Below are 16,406 nucleotides of genomic sequence, written 5' to 3' on the forward strand. Positions count from 1 at the left end.
TGGAGGAGCGTAAGCGACCGCCTTTGTTTTCAGAAAATTACTGCTAGAAAGCGATAAATTAAAGATTTTCTGAAAACAACAGCAGCTGGAAGGAGGTACCCCACCGGGTTACCATACAGAATTTTCGATATCAAGGGCTTCACGACAAAATTGACACCCGCAAGGGTGTCTTTTTGTGTCGATTGCTGTTTCTTCACACATTGGCCGGAAGACCTGTATTGTGAAGAGAGGTGCTATTCAGGGACTAGCGAGAATACGATGATAAGGTGTTCGTAAATATTTTGAAGTGCAGGAGGTTCAAGTGGATTACATAACAAGCTGGAAAAAGAATCAATGGTTGGTCGTCTCGTGCTGCTTGATGACGGTGCTCGTTGTAGTTTTTTCCTCTGTTTATGTATACATGTACCAGCATATCGTTACCCGGTATCAAGTGTTTGTAGGAACCGAGCACATAGGCGCGGTCAGTGACCAGGCTCTCGTCAACGATTGGCTGGCACGTAAACAGCAGCAGATCAAGCTGCAAAATCCGACCGTTCAGGCGGAGATGGTACTTGGGGATGTGCATTTTGTGAAGGAGCAGGAGTATAAAGCGGCTTTCAACAATGAGCAGGTATTGGCGTCGTTGGAGAAGAGGGCGCGAGTCCGGACCAGCGGTGTACAAATTCAAATCGACGGGGTTCCGCTTGGAATCGTCAAGGATGAGCAGGCCGTGAACCGGCTTTTGGACAGGTACAAGAGTAAATATGTTCCAGCCGCGGAGGCAGGTGCAGAGGGCGGCGGCGGACAGCTTGTGTCCGCAGAATGGACGCAAAAAGTGGAGCTTGCCGCGGTGGAGATTCAACCGGAGCAAGTGGACGAGTCGGAAGCATTATTAAACAAGATCGAAACGGGCGGCATGCAGCCCATTACATATACGGTTCAGCGGGGAGATTGCATCTCATGTATCGCTCACAAGTTCGGAATCAGCCAGCAAGTGATTTACAGTAACAATCCATCGATCAAGAGTACGGTGATCCGGGTTGGGGATGTACTCGATTTGACCGTAATGAAGCCGCTTTTATCGTTGAAAACCGTAGAAAAGCACAACGAATCGGTGGAAATCCCTTTTACGACCGCGTATATTGAAGAGCCTGAGATGAAGGCGGGAAGCTTTGAGACCGTAACGGCCGGGGAAAAAGGCGTAAAAAGTGTGGACTATTTGACGACAAAAATTAATGGCGAGCTGATAAGCGAATCGGTTGGAGCCGAGATCATGATTCAACCGGCCAAGCAGGCTGTTGTGAAAAAAGGAACCAAAGTCATTCCGGGCGTCGGAACAGGAAGCTTCGCGTGGCCAGTCTTTCAAGCGCAGCTCACAAGCGAGTTCGGCCAAAGATGGGGCAGGCTGCATCCAGGGACCGATATGGTGTCGGAGCAGACGGGTATATTGGCCTCTGATCATGGTAAAACCGTGTTTGCCGGCTGGAAAAGTGGGTATGGAAACTGTATCATTATCGACCATCAGAACGGCTACAGCACCCTGTATGGGCATTTAAGCAAAATATCCGTTACCGAAGGAGAAAACGTGCAGAAGGGCGAGAAAATCGGCGTCATGGGGAGGACCGGGAACGCTACCGGCGTTCACCTTCATTTTGAGGTGCGCAAGGGAGATTCGCAGCTGAATCCGCTGAAATTTTTGGGCAAGGCGGCGTCTTAGAAGCTCTGATCTGATAAATATTTTTTATCAACGTACAACCTTGTGAAGGTTCGGTTTTGAGCAGTCATTCACAACTACAATCACTAGACCGGGATCGGCTAACGATCACCGGTTTTTTGCCGTACATTTGCAAATTGCCCCATAAACCGCTACTCTAAAATGAAGCGACTGTCAATTGTCGAATGCTGGTAAAGGGGAGAAATTGTCTTGTCTACTCGATTTTTATGGCGTACGGTCGGACTTGCCGCGTTGTTGTCTACGCTGCTGTGTATTTTTGGCTTTGTGTATGCATTCAATCAAATCATTTTTCCCAAGAAAGCAGTCAATCCGGATGTCGCTGCAGCGCCTCAAGAAACAGTGAAGCCGGTGAAAACCTCATTCGCCGATAAAGAGAAAATTCAGATTGTGGCATTGGGCGATTCGTTAACGGCAGGCACCGGCGATCTATCAGGTCGAGGGTATGTCGGCCAGGTGAAGGAGATGCTTGGAAAGCAATTCGGAAAGCCGGTATTCGTCCTCAACAACTTCGCCATTCCCGGATTCCGTACCTACGATGTGCTGAAGGATATGGATGCGAAGCAGGATATCGGCAAATCGATCGCCCAAGCAGATCTAGTTCTTCTGACGATCGGAGGCAACGATTTATTCGAGGGTGGACAAGGCATATTCAACGGGCAAAACGAGGAGGGCTTTAATCCCGCAGCGGCGGCGGGCCGTGTGCCGGAGGCGCTGAAGAGGCTCGGTCAAATATTGGATACGGTGGCCAAAGCCAATCCGAATGCCGTTATTGCCTACGTCGGCTTGTATCATCCGTTCCTTGACTTGGATGAGAAAAGGGAAGGCTCGCTGCTCATTCAGAAGTGGAATACGGCTGCGTTCGAAATGATCAATAAATACCCGAATATGGTGCTGATACCGACCTACGATCTGTTCGAGCTGAACCTGAACAAATACTTGTACACGGATCATTTTCACCCGAATCAGGACGGTTACGAACGAATCGCCGAGCGCGTCGTCCAGGTTGTGAAATAAATCGCAGCAGACAAAGGAGAGAAGGATTATGGGAAGCCATCCGGAAGTTGTATTGTCTGTCCACAATGTGAAGAAAACGATCAAAAAGAAAGAGATTATAAAAGGCATTTCCTTCGAGGTGTATGCAGGCGAAATATTCGGCTTTCTTGGTCCCAACGGCTCCGGCAAAACGACCACGATCCGCATGCTGGTCGATCTCATCGCACCGACGGAAGGCACCATTACGATATGCGGGTACGACGTGCACAAGCAGCACAACGAAGCGATGCAGTACGTAGGCTGTATCGTTGAAAATCCGGAGCTCTATTCGTATTTGAGCGGGTGGGAAAACCTCGAGCATTTTGCCCGCATGCTGCCGGGGATCAACGAGGAGCGGATTCAGGAGGTTGTCAAGATCGTCGGGATGGATGCGCGTATCCACGATACAGTCAAAACCTATTCTCTCGGGATGCGTCAACGTTTAGGCATCGCGCAGGCGCTGCTGAACCGTCCGAAGCTGCTCATCTTGGACGAGCCTACGAATGGCTTGGATCCGCAAGGGATCAAGGAGATGCGGATGTTTATCCAAGAGCTGGCACAGACCGGATTAAGCCTGTTCGTGTCGAGCCATCTGTTGAGTGAAATTCAACAAATGTGCGACAGGGTTGCGATCATCAGCCACGGGCAAGTGATCAAGGTCGGCGAGGTCGACGCCTTGATTGACGAGTCCGCAAGCCGGGTCGTGTGGCGCATTTCTCCGAAGGAACGGGCGCTGGAGCTGCTTAATGCGCAGAATGATGTGGTCGTTCTGGATGTAAGCCATAAGGCGGAAGAGTATGACAGCAGCGATTCCTCGCAAGAAGTGCATGATATCGTCACGCAGCTGAATCCGGAGACGGTACCGGTTGTAACCCGTCAGCTGGTCGAAGCGGGAATTCAGCTGTATGGAGTAGAGACGAAAAGTCCGACGCTGGAAGATTTATTTTTAAGCCTAACGGAGGGGAAACGCATTGGTTAGCCTATACCCGCTGGTCAAAAACGAGTGCATCAAAATCATCAAAAAGAAGCGGCTTCTCGTCGTTTTGCTAATTTTGACGGCTCTTATCCCCATGTTTACTTATGCGCAAATGAAAGTGGCGGAAAACAATCTGAAGCAGTTCGGCACTTCGGACTGGCGCGCGGAGCAAAGACAGAAAATTGTCGACTATACCCGAAGCATCGGGAGCGCCCGCGTTCCGGAGGAATGGAAGCAATTTCGCCGGGTGGAGGTCATGCTTGCGCAATATTATTTGGATAAAGATGTGAATCCTGCGGCTCCTAACGGGGTAACCTTTACAAGAGAATTCATTAAAAATGCCGTCGGCCTCTTTATTCCGCTGATGGTTATGGTCATCGCTTCGGACCTGGTATCCTCCGAGCATTCGACGGGGACGATCAAGCTGCTCTTGACAAGGCCGGTCGGACGATGGAAAATCTTGATGAGCAAGCTGATCAGTATCGTTTTATTTACTTCGTTAATCGTGACCTGCACGGCGCTCCTCTGTTATTTGATATCCGGGATCGTGTTCGGATATGGCGGATGGGATATGCCCGTCTTCTTCGGCTTCCAGATCGTCGGAACCGAGGTCGACACCTCCTATGTCCGTGCGGTAGATCAATGGCTGTATTTGATCATGGAATTCGGGCTTGTCTGGTATTCCGCTCTTATCGTCGCGGTCATGTCGCTTATGGTTTCCGTATTGATCCGCAGTACGGCGGCGGGAATGGGACTGATGCTCGCGGTGTTAATTTCGGGAACGATCTTGACCAACATGGTCTCGTCTTGGGAGGCGGCCAAATATTTGTTCATGGTCAACCTGCGGCTGACCGACTATTTGACGGGCAGCTTGCCGCCGATCAAAGGAATGGATTTGCCGTTCTCGCTCGCTGTTCTGACCGTCTGGGGACTTGCTTCGGTAATCGTCTCCTTTACGGTATTCACGAAAAAAGATATATTGAACTAACGGTGCGAGATGATATAATGCACAGTATAACTCACTAGAACATAAGCTTTGCAGGTAAAGGGGGGTCTTCAATGGCTGATCAGGTAGATGTATTTGATGCCGCTGCGACCACGCGTTCGGATTACGACGCTGACGATATACAAGTACTCGAAGGCCTGGTTGCGGTCCGCAAAAGACCGGGCATGTACATAGGAAGCACCAGCACGTCGGGCTTGCACCACTTGGTATGGGAGATTGTGGACAACGCGGTCGACGAGCATTTGGCCAAGTTTTGCAACAAAATCGATGTGACCATTCATAAGGATCAATCGATTACCGTCTATGACAACGGCCGCGGCATACCGACGGGGATGCACAAGATGGGCATCCCTACGCCGCAAGTCGTCTTTACGATATTGCACGCGGGAGGCAAGTTCGGCGGCGGGGGCTACAAGAAGTCCGGGGGACTGCACGGCGTAGGCGCTTCGGTTACGAATGCGCTGTCCGAATGGCTGGAGGTTACGATTTACCGGGACGGCAAAACTCACCGTCAGCGGTTCGAATATGGGGTGGATGATAACGGAGTCGAGCATGTCGGCGAGCCGGTTACAGGGCTTGAAGTCATAGGGAATACGCGTCAGACCGGAACCAAGGTAACGTTCAAGCCGGATAAAAGAGTGTTCCAGGGCGGCATTGCCGTAAACTACGATACGCTGCTGGAGCGCTTACAAGAGATCGCTTTTCTGAACTCCGGTCTCCAGGTGACGATTAAGGACGAGCGGACGGACAAGCAGGAGGTATTCCTCTACGAAGGCGGCGCAAGCCAATTCGTCCGGTTTTTGAACGAGGATAAGACGGTACTGCATGACGTAATCCATTACACGGCGGAGAAGGACGAGATCGAAGTCGAAGTGGCGCTGCAGTACAACGACGGCTATACCGAAACGATCGTTTCGTTCGTCAACTCGATTCCGACCCGCGGCGGCGGAACGCATGAGACCGGATTTAAGACCGCCTATACGCGGGTAATGAACGATTATGCCCGGAAAACCGGGATTTTGAAGGAAAAGGACAAAAATTTGGACGGCCAGGATTTGCGGGAAGGCATGATGGCCGTCATTAACATCAAAATGGGTGAAGTCGAATTCGTCGGTCAGACGAAGGACCAGCTCGGCAGCGCTTCGGCGCGCAGTGTCGTCGATTCGGTCGTATCGGATAAAATGGCGGTGTTTCTGGAGGAAAACCCTCAGGTCGCCCAAATGATAATGAAGAAGGCGGTCCAATCCGCCAAAGCGAGAGAAGCGGCACGCAAAGCCCGCGAAGAAGTACGGAGCGGGAAGAAGGGCAGGAGCGAGAGCTCGAACCTGGGCGGCAAGCTGACTCCGGCTCAATCCAAGGATTACTCGCGAAACGAGTTGTTTATCGTTGAGGGAGATTCCGCAGGCGGCTCGGCCAAGCAGGGGCGCGATTCGAAGCACCAGGCTATTTTGCCTTTGAAAGGGAAGCCGATGAATCCCGAGAAGGCGAAGCTGATCGATATTATGAAGAACGACGAGTACAAGGCGATCATTTCCGCCATCGGTGCGGGAGTCGGTCCCGAATTTGACGCGTCCGAAAGCAATTACGCGAAGATTATCATTATGACGGACGCCGATACGGACGGCGCGCATATCCAAGTGCTGCTGCTGACCTTCTTTTACCGCTATATGAAGCCGCTGATCGACTCGGGCAAAGTATATATCGCCCAGCCGCCGCTCTATAAGGTAACGAAGAAAGCCGGCAAAAACAGCTCGATCCGGTATGCCTGGACGGATGAGCAGCTTCAGGCGCTTAACAAGGAGCTGGGTAAGAACGTCGAGCTGCAGCGTTATAAAGGCTTGGGTGAGATGAACCCGGACCAGCTGTGGGAGACGACGATGGATCCTGCTACCCGAACGCTGCTGCAGGTACAGATTGAGGACGCGGCCAAAGCCGAACGGCGTGTATCTACGCTGATGGGGGACAAGGTTGACCCGCGGAAGCGCTGGATTATCGAGAATGTCGACTTCACCGAGTTCGAGGAGTAGATGAAACGTGACGATATTGGAAAGCTTTTTACCTGCATTTCTAGAAGAAGTGGTTGGCGACCGGTTCGGTCGCTACTCCAAATATATTATTCAAGACCGCGCGATTCCCGATGTGCGGGATGGCTTGAAGCCGGTTCAGCGGCGTATATTGTACGCCATGTACGATGCCGGCAATACGCCCGATAAGCCATACCGGAAATCGGCCAAAACCGTCGGCGACGTGATGGGTAACTATCACCCGCACGGCGACTCTTCGATTTATGAGGGCATGGTCCGGATGGCGCAGCCGTGGAAGATGGGGCATGTGCTGATCGACGGTCACGGCAACTGGGGCTCGCAGGACGACGATCCTGCAGCCGCGATGCGCTACACCGAAGCCCGCTTATCGGAAATCGCGATGGAGCTGCTGCGCGATATTGAGAAGCGCACCGTGCAGTTTAAAGATAATTTCGATAACACGACGAAGGAGCCGGTAGTGCTGCCTTCCCGTTATCCGAACCTGCTTGTGAACGGAGTAAGCGGGATTTCATCCGGCTTCGCGACGGAAATTCCGACGCATAACCTGCGAGAAGTCATCGACGGCTGTATTGCCTTGATGGAACGGCCCGAGATGGAGCTCGACGAGCTGATGCAGATTATCAAGGGGCCGGACTTCCCTACGGGCGGCATCATTATGGGCTCGGACGGTATTCGGGAAGCGTTCCTTACCGGCAAAGGCCGCATTTATATCCGTGCCCGTACGGAGATTGAGACGGTGCGCGGCGGCGCTCAGCAAATCGTCATTACCGAGATTCCGTATCAGGTTGTCAAAGCGCGGCTTGTTACCGCGATGGAGAACATCCGTCTCGAGAAGAAGATCGAGGGCATTGCCGTTGTCCGTGACGAAAGCGGACGCAACGGGCTTCGAATCGTTGTAGAGCTTAAGAAGGATGCCGACGCCCAAGGCATATTGGCTTATTTGTTCAAGAAGACGGACCTTCAAGTCACCTATAACTTCAACATGGTGGCTATCGTCAACAAGACGCCTCGGCAGCTTGGCGTCAAAGAAATTCTTCAAGCCTATATAGCGCATCAGAAAGAAGTGGTGACCTACCGCTCCCAGTATGAGCTGGACAAGGCGGAGGATCGGGCTCACGTGTTGGAGGGCTTGGCCAAAGCGCTTAACATATTGGACGAAGTCATCGCGGCGATCAAAGCGTCCAAAAATCGCCAGGATGCGCAAAACAACTTGGTTGCACAGTTCGGCTTTACCGAGCGTCAAGCGGACGCCATTCTTACGCTGCAGCTGTACCGGCTGACCAATCTTGAGATTCATTCCATCGAGAAGGAATTGAAGGATGTGCAGAAGACGATCACTTACCTGCGCGGTATTTTGAGCAGCGAGAAGAAGCTGATGGGTGTTATCAAAGATGAAATGTCCGGCATTCGCAGTAAGTACGGAGTGGACCGCCGTTCGGATATTCAGGACGAAGTGGAAGAGCTGAAGGTAAATCTCGAGGTCATGATAACGGCGGAGGACGTCTTCGTCACCTTGTCCAATGAAGGGTACATTAAGCGGACAAGCAAGCTCTCGTTCACCCGTTCGGGCGGCGAGCTGGAGAAGACCGGCCTCAAGGAGGGCGACTACGTCCGATATCTGCTGGAGGTCAATACGCTCGACAACCTGCTGATCTTTACGCAGAAAGGCCAGTACTATCTGCTTCCGGTACATCAGGCTCCCGAGTACAAGTGGAAAGAGAACGGAACGGCGATCGTCAATGTCATTCCGATTCCGAAGGATGACCGTATTGTGAACGTCATTCCGCTTCGCGACTTTGACGATCCGGGCAAATCGCTTGTTTTCGTCAGCAAGCGCGGACAGGTGAAGCGTACTGAGCTGAAGGAATATATGACGAATCGTTCGAACGGTATCGTCGCTTGTAAAGTAGGGGAGAACGACGCGATCATCGATGTGCGCGTGAGTACGAACGACCAGGATATTTTGCTGGTGACGAAGCAGGGGATGGCGATCCGGTTCAGGGAAGATGAGGTTAATCCAATGGGACGAGCAGCCGGCGGCGTTCGCGGCATTCAGCTGAAGGACGACGATGAGGTTGTCAGTGCCGAATGGATTCAAGGTGAGGAAGGAGAGCTTCTCGTCATTTCCGACCTTGGCTATGCTAAGCGCTCTCTCATACTGGATTATCCGGTTCAAGGCCGGGGAGGTAAAGGAATTTTCACGTTCGAGTTCCGGGAAGGCAAACGGGTAAGACCGAACGGCGACGTCCTTATCAAGGCGTATACCGTCAAGGAGGAGCTGCTGCTTACGGCCGTTCTGCAGAGCGGAGAGAGAATGTCCTTCTCGTCCGAAGCTACGCCGATCGAGCAGCGCAAATCTACAGGCAGACAAGTCATTTCAGTGCCTAAGACCGATTTGATCGTCGACCTGCTGAAGGTGGATTAATCGTAGCTGTTGTAGTTAGGCTCCATTTTTTCTATTAATTGGATGAACATTTCAAGGACGGCCCACACTGGCATGGAATCATCAAGTCTCTCCAGCCATTGTGGGTCGTTTATTATGCCCTTCTGCAGCGCTTTCTCTCCGATCATCTGCTTCCACGCTTCCATTACCGCATCGCTCCTTCGCATGAATTGACAAGCTCCGCCGATCCTCATGTGCCCATAATGCAATATATGTTGAATGAGGTCTAATGTGCCTGTTTTTTATCGATTAATGTCTTAAAATATTTATAGCGTTAACCTTTAAACCTTGGGCTGTCAATGGTATAATATTAGTAACAGCACAGATGGTGACGGTACTACCGATCTTGGAGCAAGTGCGGACGAAGGCAATAAAAGTAGATGCAGGAGTGATGAATTGTGGTTACTCACGAATTTGCTAAGCTATGGTGGAAGCTATCCAAAGATTTGCGCAATCATATGGAGACGGAGCTCGCGCCAACGTTGACGGAAGGACAATTGACCGTATTGGAGCTGCTATCGGGACACGAGCGAATGAAGCCGTCCGATTTCATTGAGTTTTTGGCTACGACGCCGGCCGCCATTACAACGTTGCTCGACCGGATGGAGAAGGCGGAGCTGATCACGCGGGAGCGCGATGAGAAGGACCGTCGTATCGTCTGGGTGCAGGTAACGGACAAAGGGAAGACCGAATGCCAGCGCGGAAAAGAGATTCGGGATCATTTCCTGCAAAATTATTTAAGCCGGATTTCCTCCCACAATCAGCAGGTACTGGTATATTTATTGGGGAAAGTTGCGAACGCCTAGTTGATCTTGATTGAAAATAGCGTTATGATATACGTACATAAGCTATGTGTAACTGGCGGAACATGGGTAACCATGAGGGAGCACATAGAAACATTAGCCGTACGCCTGGGCAAAGGTAAGGGATCGTATCCCTTGCCTTTTTGCGTTTTTACATTACTCAAGCCGAGAGGATGGATGGTTATGGAAACGAATAGCATGATTTTGGATGGCGCGAGTGTAGCAAGCGAAATCAAAGAGGAGCTGAAGGAGCGAATCGCCCGGTTGACGGACAAGGGGATAACTCCGTGCTTGGCTACGGTGCTGGTAGGCGATGATCCTGCCTCTGAAACGTACGTCCGAATGAAAGGCAACGCCTGCAGACGGCTTGGCATGGAATCCAAACGGATTCAGATGAGCGGGGAAACAACCACCGGGCAGCTGCTCGCAGTAATAAGGGAGCTCAATGCAGATCCGACCGTGCACGGCATATTGCTTCAGCATCCCGTACCGCATCACATTGACGAGCGGGCGGCTTTTGAGGCTATTGCTATCGAGAAGGATGTGGACGGGGTCACAACGCTAGGCTTCGCCCAGACTGCTTTCGGTTTCGGTCTGTATCCATCGTGTACGCCAGCGGCAATACTGGCTATCTTGGATGCGTATCAGCTGCCGTTGGAAGGAAAGCATGCCGTCGTCATCGGTAGGAGCCCTATTCTAGGCAAGCCCGTATCTCTTATGCTGCTTAACCGGAACGCGACGGTGACGATATGCCATTCCAAAACGAACGGCTTGGCTGATATCGTCAAGCAGGCGGACATCGTTGTGGCTGCCGTCGGCAAGCCGAAATTCGTTCAGGGCGATTGGATCAAACCGGGCGCGGTCGTCATGGATGCCGGGTATAATCCGGGTAACGTCGGGGATGTCGACTATGACGCTTGTCTTGGCAGGGCGAGCGCCATAACACCGGTCCCTGCAGGAGTCGGTCCTGTGACGATTGCCACGCTGCTCAAACATACAGTGGATGCGGCGGAGAGAGCAAGCGCGCGTGCCGTATAACTACTTGCCAAGCAACACTCAAGCCTTCGTGCGGTCGTTCGGATCCGGGCAAAGGCTTGGGTGTTTTTTCTGTTGTGGGAGATACGTCATGAACTGAATCTTGTTCGGCTGCCGCTATCGCTGGGCGGTTCGGTCGGCTCGATGGCCATTCGGCTCCCATGGAAGCTCAGCTCCCGGGCACACCGTGAACCAGGCTGCGTAACCGTTCAATCTCCCTATCTTTTTCGGTTATGGATTGGAGAAGCCGTTCAACCGCAGATTCCGCTTCCACCGCGCGTTCCACGGCCTCTAGCCAGGCTGCCTGCGCTTTCAGGGGATATTCGCTGCCGGGGTTCCATTTGACTCTTAAACACAACAAATCCTCTATCAAGTTTCTCTTATCATTAGCCATCGCTTGTTCCTCCTAAGCTTGGGAAGTCTTCTGACGAATCGTCGGATTATTATATCATTACCCTATCCGCCGCAGTTTGAGTCGTATTCAACTTCTCATGCACCAAGTGTTGGAAATGCGCTATAATAGACAAGTCGTCAAACGGACGCAAGGGTGCGGACACTATTGAACAGAGGGAATCGGGATGTGAACGATACATGTTACTGGAAATTCGGAAGCTGGAGAAAAAGATTCGCCAACAAGAGGAGCAGCGCCTATTATTTGCCGATGTTAACGCGCAAATCATAGCGCCTTCCATCGTAGCTCTGTTAGGCTTGTCCGGACAAGGGAAAAGCACGCTGCTGCGAATTATCGGCATACTGGATGCAGCCGACGAAGGGACGGTATGGTTCAAGGAGAGGAGCCAGCAGCAATGGACGCCCCAGGAGTGGAGGAAGCAGGTTTGCTATGTGGCCCAGCACGCCGTCATGCTACACGGCAGCGTGGAGGATAATTTGCGGGCGGTAAGCCAGCTTCATCGGCAGCCATTCGAGGAAGCCTTGGCTCACAAGCTGCTCCAAGACGTAGGACTTGGCAGCATGGATTGGGGCAAGCGTGCATCCGACCTGTCCGGAGGAGAGAAGCAGCGCGTGGCGCTCGTTCGCTCACTGCTTCTCAGGCCGGAGCTGCTGCTGCTGGACGAGATCACGGCATCCCTGGATTTGCACAGCAAGCAGGCTGTAGAACAGACGCTGCTTGCGTGGCATCGGAACGAAGGGACCGCTATGATTTGGGTGACTCACGATCTGGAGCAAGCGCGTCACACCAGTGACCGGGTATGGTTTATGGCTGAGCATACGCTGATGGAGAACAGCGAAACGAGTATTTTCTTCAACCAGCAGGTGACGGAGGCGGCCAGGCAGTTCATTCCGCGGGACGATGAATAACCGTCGGGGTACGGAACAGGAAGGAAGAGAGCGGCATGTCCAATACAGCACTAATATTGACTCTGCTATTTATTGCGATTACTATCCTTATATCCATGTGGCAAAAGCTTGGCCTCAGCAAGGAGATTACGATAGGCACGGTACGTTCCGCCGTTCAGCTGCTGCTCATCGGCTACGTTTTGCAATTTGTGTTTAACGCGCGAAATCCTGTTTTTCTTCTTCTTATTTTATGCTCCATGATTGCCGTAGCCTCATGGAATGCGGGGAGCAGAGGGAAGGGGCTTCAGGGCATCCGCTGGAGAATCGCCATCGCCATTACGATTACCGAAGCGTCGACTATGGCACTGCTGCTTGGGCTGCGGATCATCGAAACGACTCCTCAATATATTATCCCTATGAGCGGGATTACCATAGGGAGCGCCATGATCGTTTCCGGGCTGTTCATTAACCAAATGATACGGGAGGTGGACGCCTCCAAAGGAGAGATCGAAGCGCTGCTGTCGCTTGGAGCGACGACGCGTCAAGCGATCCATGAGCCATTGAAGCGCTCGGTCAAAGCGAGCATGATCCCTACTATCGACGGAATGAAGACGGTAGGACTCGTACAGCTGCCCGGCATGATGACCGGGATGATCGTGGCGGGCGCGAACCCGGTTGAAGCGGTCCGATACCAGATCCTCATTATGTTTGCGCTGGTGTCGTCGGCTGCGCTGACAAGCATTGTGCTCAGCTTGATCAGCTACCGGCTGTGGTTTACGGAGGGTGACAGGCTGAAGCCGATGAGCTCGTGAATAATTTGGAGCCTTTTGCCGCTATTCGTCGAAAAGGATTGTCGAATTGAAAAAGCCTAACGAAGCCGAAAAGGCTGTCGTTAGGCTTTTTTTCCGCTATGGGGCTGCGGAGCATAGTTTTCTCATTGCAGCTGCATTCGTTCGGCCCACAGAAACCACGGATAAGCTTTAGGCGGCTTGGAGCTGAAGCGAAGCGTTTCTTTCGTCGTAGGATGCTCGAAGTTGAGCTCCGTTGACCAAAGGGCGATCTGCTGTCCCGGCTTGGTCAAATGTGCTCCGTACCGCTGATCCCCTACGAGCGGACAGCCGATAGCGGCGAACTGCACGCGGATTTGATGCGGTCTGCCTGTATGCAGCTCGACTTGCACTAGCGAGAGCCCTTCTTGATGATCGAGCACCTGGTAATCAAGAACGGCATCTTTAGCGCCGGGCTTGTTCGGCGGTACGACCGAAACCATATTCGTCTTCGGATCCTTGAGCAAGTAGTGGGTCAAGGTGCCTTGCGGCTGCTTCGGCTTGCCGTTGATCACCGCCGTATAAACCTTGCGGATGGACCGGGTACGAACCGCATCGGACAGCCGGGAAGCGGCCTTCGACGTTTTGGCGAATACCATCACGCCGCCTACCGGACGGTCCAGGCGGTGGACGAGCCCCAAATACACGTTGCCCGGCTTGTGGTGCCGGTGCTTCAGGTCCTGCTTGATCATCGTAAGCAGGTCGGGATCGTGGGAGTTGTCCTCCTGCGTCGGAACATTGACCGGCTTGACGACGACGATGATATGGTTGTCCTCATACAGCACGGGAACGGAAGGAAGAGAGGCCGGCGCCATCGGCTACGCCTCCCAACGACCCAAAATGCCGCATGGCAGCATCAGCTTGGATGCGGTGATCGGCAAGCCGATCTCTCCGCAAGTAATTTGACCGCCGTAGGATCTGCCCATCGACATGGCCAAAATATTTTTCAATACCGTAGCGGAAATTCCCGTCGTATACGAGTTGATCAGCATGAACAAAGGCCTGTCCGACATGATCTGCATGCAGGACTCCACGAACGGATACAGATTCGTCTCGAGCTTCCACGTCTCTCCGTTCGGGCCCCGGCCGTAGGAAGGAGGGTCCATGATGATAGCATCGTACTTGCTTCCGCGACGCTGCTCGCGCTGGACGAACTTGAATACGTCGTCCGTGATGAAGCGAACGGGACGGTCTCCGAGACCCGACAGCTGCAGGTTATCCTTGGCCCATTGAACGACCCCTTTGGATGCGTCAACGTGGCATACTTCCGCTCCGGCATAGGCGCAAGCGACGCTTGCCCCGCCGGTATAGGCGAACAGGTTCAGCACCTTGATCTTGCGGCCTGAGCCTTGAATTTTGTCGATCATCCATCTCCAGTTGGCGGCTTGCTCAGGAAACAGACCGGTATGCTTGAAGCTGGTAGGCTTAATGTGGAACGACAGCTTGTCGTACGAAATCGTCCAACGCTCCGGAATTTCCTTCTTGTACTCCCACTGGCCGCCGCCGCTGGAGCTTCTATGATAGTGAGCGTCGGCGCCCCGCCATTGGCCTGTCTCTTTAGGCAGCGGCCAAATGATCTGCGGGTCCGGCCGGCGGAGCACAATGTTGCCCCAGCGCTCCAGTTTTTCTCCATCCCCTGTATCGATTAATTCGTAATCCTTCCAATCGTGTGCAGCAAACATGAATTCGGGTACCTTCTTTCTGTCAATATACATCTACCACATTTTACACTAATTGCACGTGCAATGCCATGACGAAGAGACCGGAGGGAGACCGCCGGTCTTTCTTACCAATATAAGCAATGGATTCGGATTGATTCCCAAGCCAAGGCTTTCCTCTGCGGGAGTTCTTAAGCGCAAGCCGTTATTTCGGTATTTCCACGATTTGCAGGAGGGAAGGCAGCTCGCTATTCATAAACTGCTGGTAATGAGAGTCCATGATGGTCTCCGCCAGCTGGGTATCGTTAAATTGGGCATAGGGGATGAAATCCCGCGCTTCCACACGCATAATATGGGTGCCGTATTCCGTCTCAATCGGATCGCTGACGGTATTCAGCGCAAGCGTATGGGCTGCCTTCTTGAACGCTTCCACCCAGCGGGTTATCGGTTCGTCCTTGTAGAGGCCTCCGTTATCCTTCGAGCCCATATCCTCCGAATACTGCTTCGCCAGCGCTGCGAAATCTTCGCCGTTCCGAAGCTTGTCCTGCACTTCTTTCACGATTTGGGCCACGACTTCCTTGGTGCGCGGTTTTTTATCTTTATCCGTGTTCATAATGAGAATATGGCGGACCGAAGCCTTCACGACACTCTCATCATTAGCGGCAACCATTTTATCGTAAGCGGCTCTAAGTCCGGCTTCGTCAGTAAACGACTGCAGCCACTTGTCGAGAATAACTCCGTCGCGAACATACAGTCGGATGTCTTCCTCGGTAACGCCGTGCTTGCTCATCTCTTCGGCGTTCGACTGCAGGAAGTTAGCGGCTCCTTTCATTTGTGCATCCACCGCGGAAGGAATCGCCGCCTTCGCTTCTTCGCTTAGCTTGTCGAGCAGGATTCGCGAGCCGGCAATGCGGTTAATAACACTTTGCTTGTAGGCGTCGGTTTGCTCTGCGCTTTTTTGCTGCGGATCGGCCATTTGGATGATGGCCAAATATGTTTCATAATCGCCACGGGTCACTTGGCCCCCCGGGTAAGTAGCGATAACCGCGCTTCTGTCGATTTTTCTCCCGATCCATGCAGTCTGGGTATCGCCGTCCCACTGAACCTCCTTGCCAAGCGCTTCGCTCACAAACCGGAGAGGAACATACGTGGTGCCGTTGTAAATAAAGCCTTGTCCTTGATCTTCGGCCGGTTTTTTCTCAAAACCGTCAAACATATATTTGATGTTCTGAAAATATACTTCAATCTGGGTTCCGCTCGCATAGGCAACCGTTCCTGTCAGCAGCGTGCCTAGCGATAGTCCAAGCAGCAATCCTTTTACCTTGTCGTTCATGTGACTTTCTTCATCCTTTCCAAGCTCATGTACTTGCAACTGTTGCGTCGAGTATGTCGATGTCAGTTGTCAAAGTTGTGATATGGTCTTCTACAAGTTATTCTAAGTGGATTAGGAATCTCCTGCCTGGAATGGAAAAAGAGGTCGAATTTAGAATTACAAAACAATTTAAAATTTGCGGAAAGGAATTTGCTGCCCGATGTAGTATTTGATTTATAGAGGCCGCAAAATTGAA

Annotated in this window: 14 protein-coding genes, 2 pseudogenes and 1 riboswitch; of the genes and pseudogenes, 11 read left to right on the top strand and 5 right to left on the bottom strand. The window is 52.2% G+C overall.

The features are described from left to right. Window positions 1-1,135: 1,135 nt before the first annotated feature. The 7 genes and pseudogenes from DVH26_RS37295 to gyrA form a co-directional block, all read left to right on the top strand. Window positions 1,136-1,237 (top strand): annotated as a pseudogene (locus DVH26_RS37295) (hypothetical protein); the annotation flags it as partial. A 15-nt stretch (window positions 1,238-1,252) separates the two neighbouring features. Then, a pseudogene (locus DVH26_RS37300) lies at window positions 1,253-1,612 on the top strand (M23 family metallopeptidase); the annotation flags it as partial. A 291-nt stretch (window positions 1,613-1,903) separates the two neighbouring features. Further along, window positions 1,904-2,728: a GDSL-type esterase/lipase family protein gene (locus DVH26_RS14840; RefSeq protein ID WP_239634446.1), complete on the top strand. Its 825-nt coding sequence runs from the start codon at window positions 1,904-1,906 to the stop codon at window positions 2,726-2,728. A gap of 28 nt (window positions 2,729-2,756) precedes the next feature. Beyond that, on the top strand, window positions 2,757-3,725 hold the full coding sequence (locus DVH26_RS14845; protein ID WP_239634447.1) for an ABC transporter ATP-binding protein: 969 nt from the start codon (window positions 2,757-2,759) through the stop codon (window positions 3,723-3,725). Next, complete coding sequence (locus tag DVH26_RS14850; RefSeq protein ID WP_239634448.1) at window positions 3,718-4,710, top strand: ABC transporter permease; 993 nt, start codon at window positions 3,718-3,720, stop codon at window positions 4,708-4,710. The genes DVH26_RS14845 and DVH26_RS14850 overlap by 8 nt, the downstream gene beginning before the upstream one ends. A gap of 71 nt (window positions 4,711-4,781) precedes the next feature. After that, window positions 4,782-6,755, top strand: a complete 1,974-nt coding sequence (parE, locus tag DVH26_RS14855; protein WP_239634449.1) for a DNA topoisomerase IV subunit B — start codon at window positions 4,782-4,784, stop codon at window positions 6,753-6,755. A gap of 7 nt (window positions 6,756-6,762) precedes the next feature. Further along, a complete protein-coding gene (gyrA, locus tag DVH26_RS14860; RefSeq protein ID WP_239634450.1) occupies window positions 6,763-9,198 on the top strand; it encodes a DNA gyrase subunit A in 2,436 nt (811 codons plus the stop codon). Here gyrA and DVH26_RS14865 read toward each other — a convergent pair. Continuing rightward, window positions 9,195-9,362, bottom strand: coding sequence for a hypothetical protein (locus DVH26_RS14865; protein WP_239634451.1), 168 nt, complete (start codon window positions 9,360-9,362; stop codon window positions 9,195-9,197). The two genes, gyrA and DVH26_RS14865, sit on opposite strands and share 4 nt — an antisense overlap. 252 nt (window positions 9,363-9,614) lie before the next feature. Between DVH26_RS14865 and DVH26_RS14870 the strand changes: the two genes are divergently transcribed. After that, complete coding sequence (locus DVH26_RS14870) at window positions 9,615-10,022, top strand: MarR family winged helix-turn-helix transcriptional regulator (RefSeq protein WP_239634452.1); 408 nt, start codon at window positions 9,615-9,617, stop codon at window positions 10,020-10,022. 38 nt (window positions 10,023-10,060) lie between these two features. After that, window positions 10,061-10,140, top strand: a riboswitch (ZMP/ZTP riboswitch). Between the two features lie 62 nt (window positions 10,141-10,202). Then, a complete protein-coding gene (locus DVH26_RS14875) occupies window positions 10,203-11,057 on the top strand; it encodes a bifunctional 5,10-methylenetetrahydrofolate dehydrogenase/5,10-methenyltetrahydrofolate cyclohydrolase (RefSeq protein ID WP_239634453.1) in 855 nt (284 codons plus the stop codon). Window positions 11,058-11,223: 166 nt separating this feature from the next. Here the strand turns inward: DVH26_RS14875 and DVH26_RS14880 are convergent, their stop codons facing one another. Beyond that, window positions 11,224-11,448, bottom strand: coding sequence for a hypothetical protein (locus tag DVH26_RS14880; RefSeq protein ID WP_239634454.1), 225 nt, complete (start codon window positions 11,446-11,448; stop codon window positions 11,224-11,226). 197 nt (window positions 11,449-11,645) lie between these two features. Between DVH26_RS14880 and DVH26_RS14885 the strand changes: the two genes are divergently transcribed. Further along, window positions 11,646-12,374, top strand: coding sequence for an ABC transporter ATP-binding protein (locus tag DVH26_RS14885; RefSeq protein ID WP_239634455.1), 729 nt, complete (start codon window positions 11,646-11,648; stop codon window positions 12,372-12,374). Between the two features lie 35 nt (window positions 12,375-12,409). After that, window positions 12,410-13,165 carry an ABC transporter permease gene (locus DVH26_RS14890; RefSeq protein WP_239634456.1) on the top strand — a complete coding sequence of 252 codons (756 nt, stop codon included), beginning with the start codon at window positions 12,410-12,412 and terminating at the stop codon, window positions 13,163-13,165. A 122-nt stretch (window positions 13,166-13,287) separates the two neighbouring features. Here DVH26_RS14890 and DVH26_RS14895 read toward each other — a convergent pair whose 3' ends face one another. The 3 genes from DVH26_RS14895 to DVH26_RS14905 all read right to left on the bottom strand — a co-directional run bounded on the left by DVH26_RS14895 (window position 13,288) and on the right by DVH26_RS14905 (window position 16,171). Continuing rightward, window positions 13,288-13,995: an RluA family pseudouridine synthase gene (locus DVH26_RS14895; RefSeq protein WP_239634457.1), complete on the bottom strand. Its 708-nt coding sequence runs from the start codon at window positions 13,993-13,995 to the stop codon at window positions 13,288-13,290. A gap of 3 nt (window positions 13,996-13,998) precedes the next feature. Continuing rightward, window positions 13,999-14,862 (bottom strand): class I SAM-dependent methyltransferase, encoded by an 864-nt coding sequence (locus DVH26_RS14900; protein WP_239634458.1) that lies wholly within the window; start codon window positions 14,860-14,862, stop codon window positions 13,999-14,001. Between the two features lie 181 nt (window positions 14,863-15,043). Next, entirely contained in the window at window positions 15,044-16,171 is a 1,128-nt protein-coding gene (locus DVH26_RS14905) for a peptidylprolyl isomerase (protein ID WP_239634459.1), read from the bottom strand. Between the last annotated feature and the right edge of the window lie 235 nt (window positions 16,172-16,406).

This window comes from Paenibacillus sp. H1-7 (assembly GCF_022354825.1).
GTDB lineage: Bacteria > Bacillota > Bacilli > Paenibacillales > NBRC-103111 > Paenibacillus_S.

What these genes read in the sequence shown, in the direction of transcription:
- DVH26_RS14880 (WP_239634454.1), bottom strand. Translation starts at nt 11,448, where the DNA reads ATGGCTAATGATAAGAGAAACTTGATAGAGGATTTGTTGTGTTTAAGA.
- DVH26_RS14895 (WP_239634457.1), bottom strand. Translation starts at nt 13,995, where the DNA reads ATGGCGCCGGCCTCTCTTCCTTCCGTTCCCGTGCTGTATGAGGACAAC.
- DVH26_RS14900 (WP_239634458.1), bottom strand. Translation starts at nt 14,862, where the DNA reads ATGTTTGCTGCACACGATTGGAAGGATTACGAATTAATCGATACAGGG.
- DVH26_RS14905 (WP_239634459.1), bottom strand. Translation starts at nt 16,171, where the DNA reads ATGAACGACAAGGTAAAAGGATTGCTGCTTGGACTATCGCTAGGCACG.
- DVH26_RS14885 (WP_239634455.1), top strand. Translation starts at nt 11,646, where the DNA reads ATGTTACTGGAAATTCGGAAGCTGGAGAAAAAGATTCGCCAACAAGAG.
- DVH26_RS14875 (WP_239634453.1), top strand. Translation starts at nt 10,203, where the DNA reads ATGGAAACGAATAGCATGATTTTGGATGGCGCGAGTGTAGCAAGCGAA.
- DVH26_RS14865 (WP_239634451.1), bottom strand. Translation starts at nt 9,362, where the DNA reads ATGGAAGCGTGGAAGCAGATGATCGGAGAGAAAGCGCTGCAGAAGGGC.
- parE (WP_239634449.1), top strand. Translation starts at nt 4,782, where the DNA reads ATGGCTGATCAGGTAGATGTATTTGATGCCGCTGCGACCACGCGTTCG.
- DVH26_RS14845 (WP_239634447.1), top strand. Translation starts at nt 2,757, where the DNA reads ATGGGAAGCCATCCGGAAGTTGTATTGTCTGTCCACAATGTGAAGAAA.
- DVH26_RS14890 (WP_239634456.1), top strand. Translation starts at nt 12,410, where the DNA reads ATGTCCAATACAGCACTAATATTGACTCTGCTATTTATTGCGATTACT.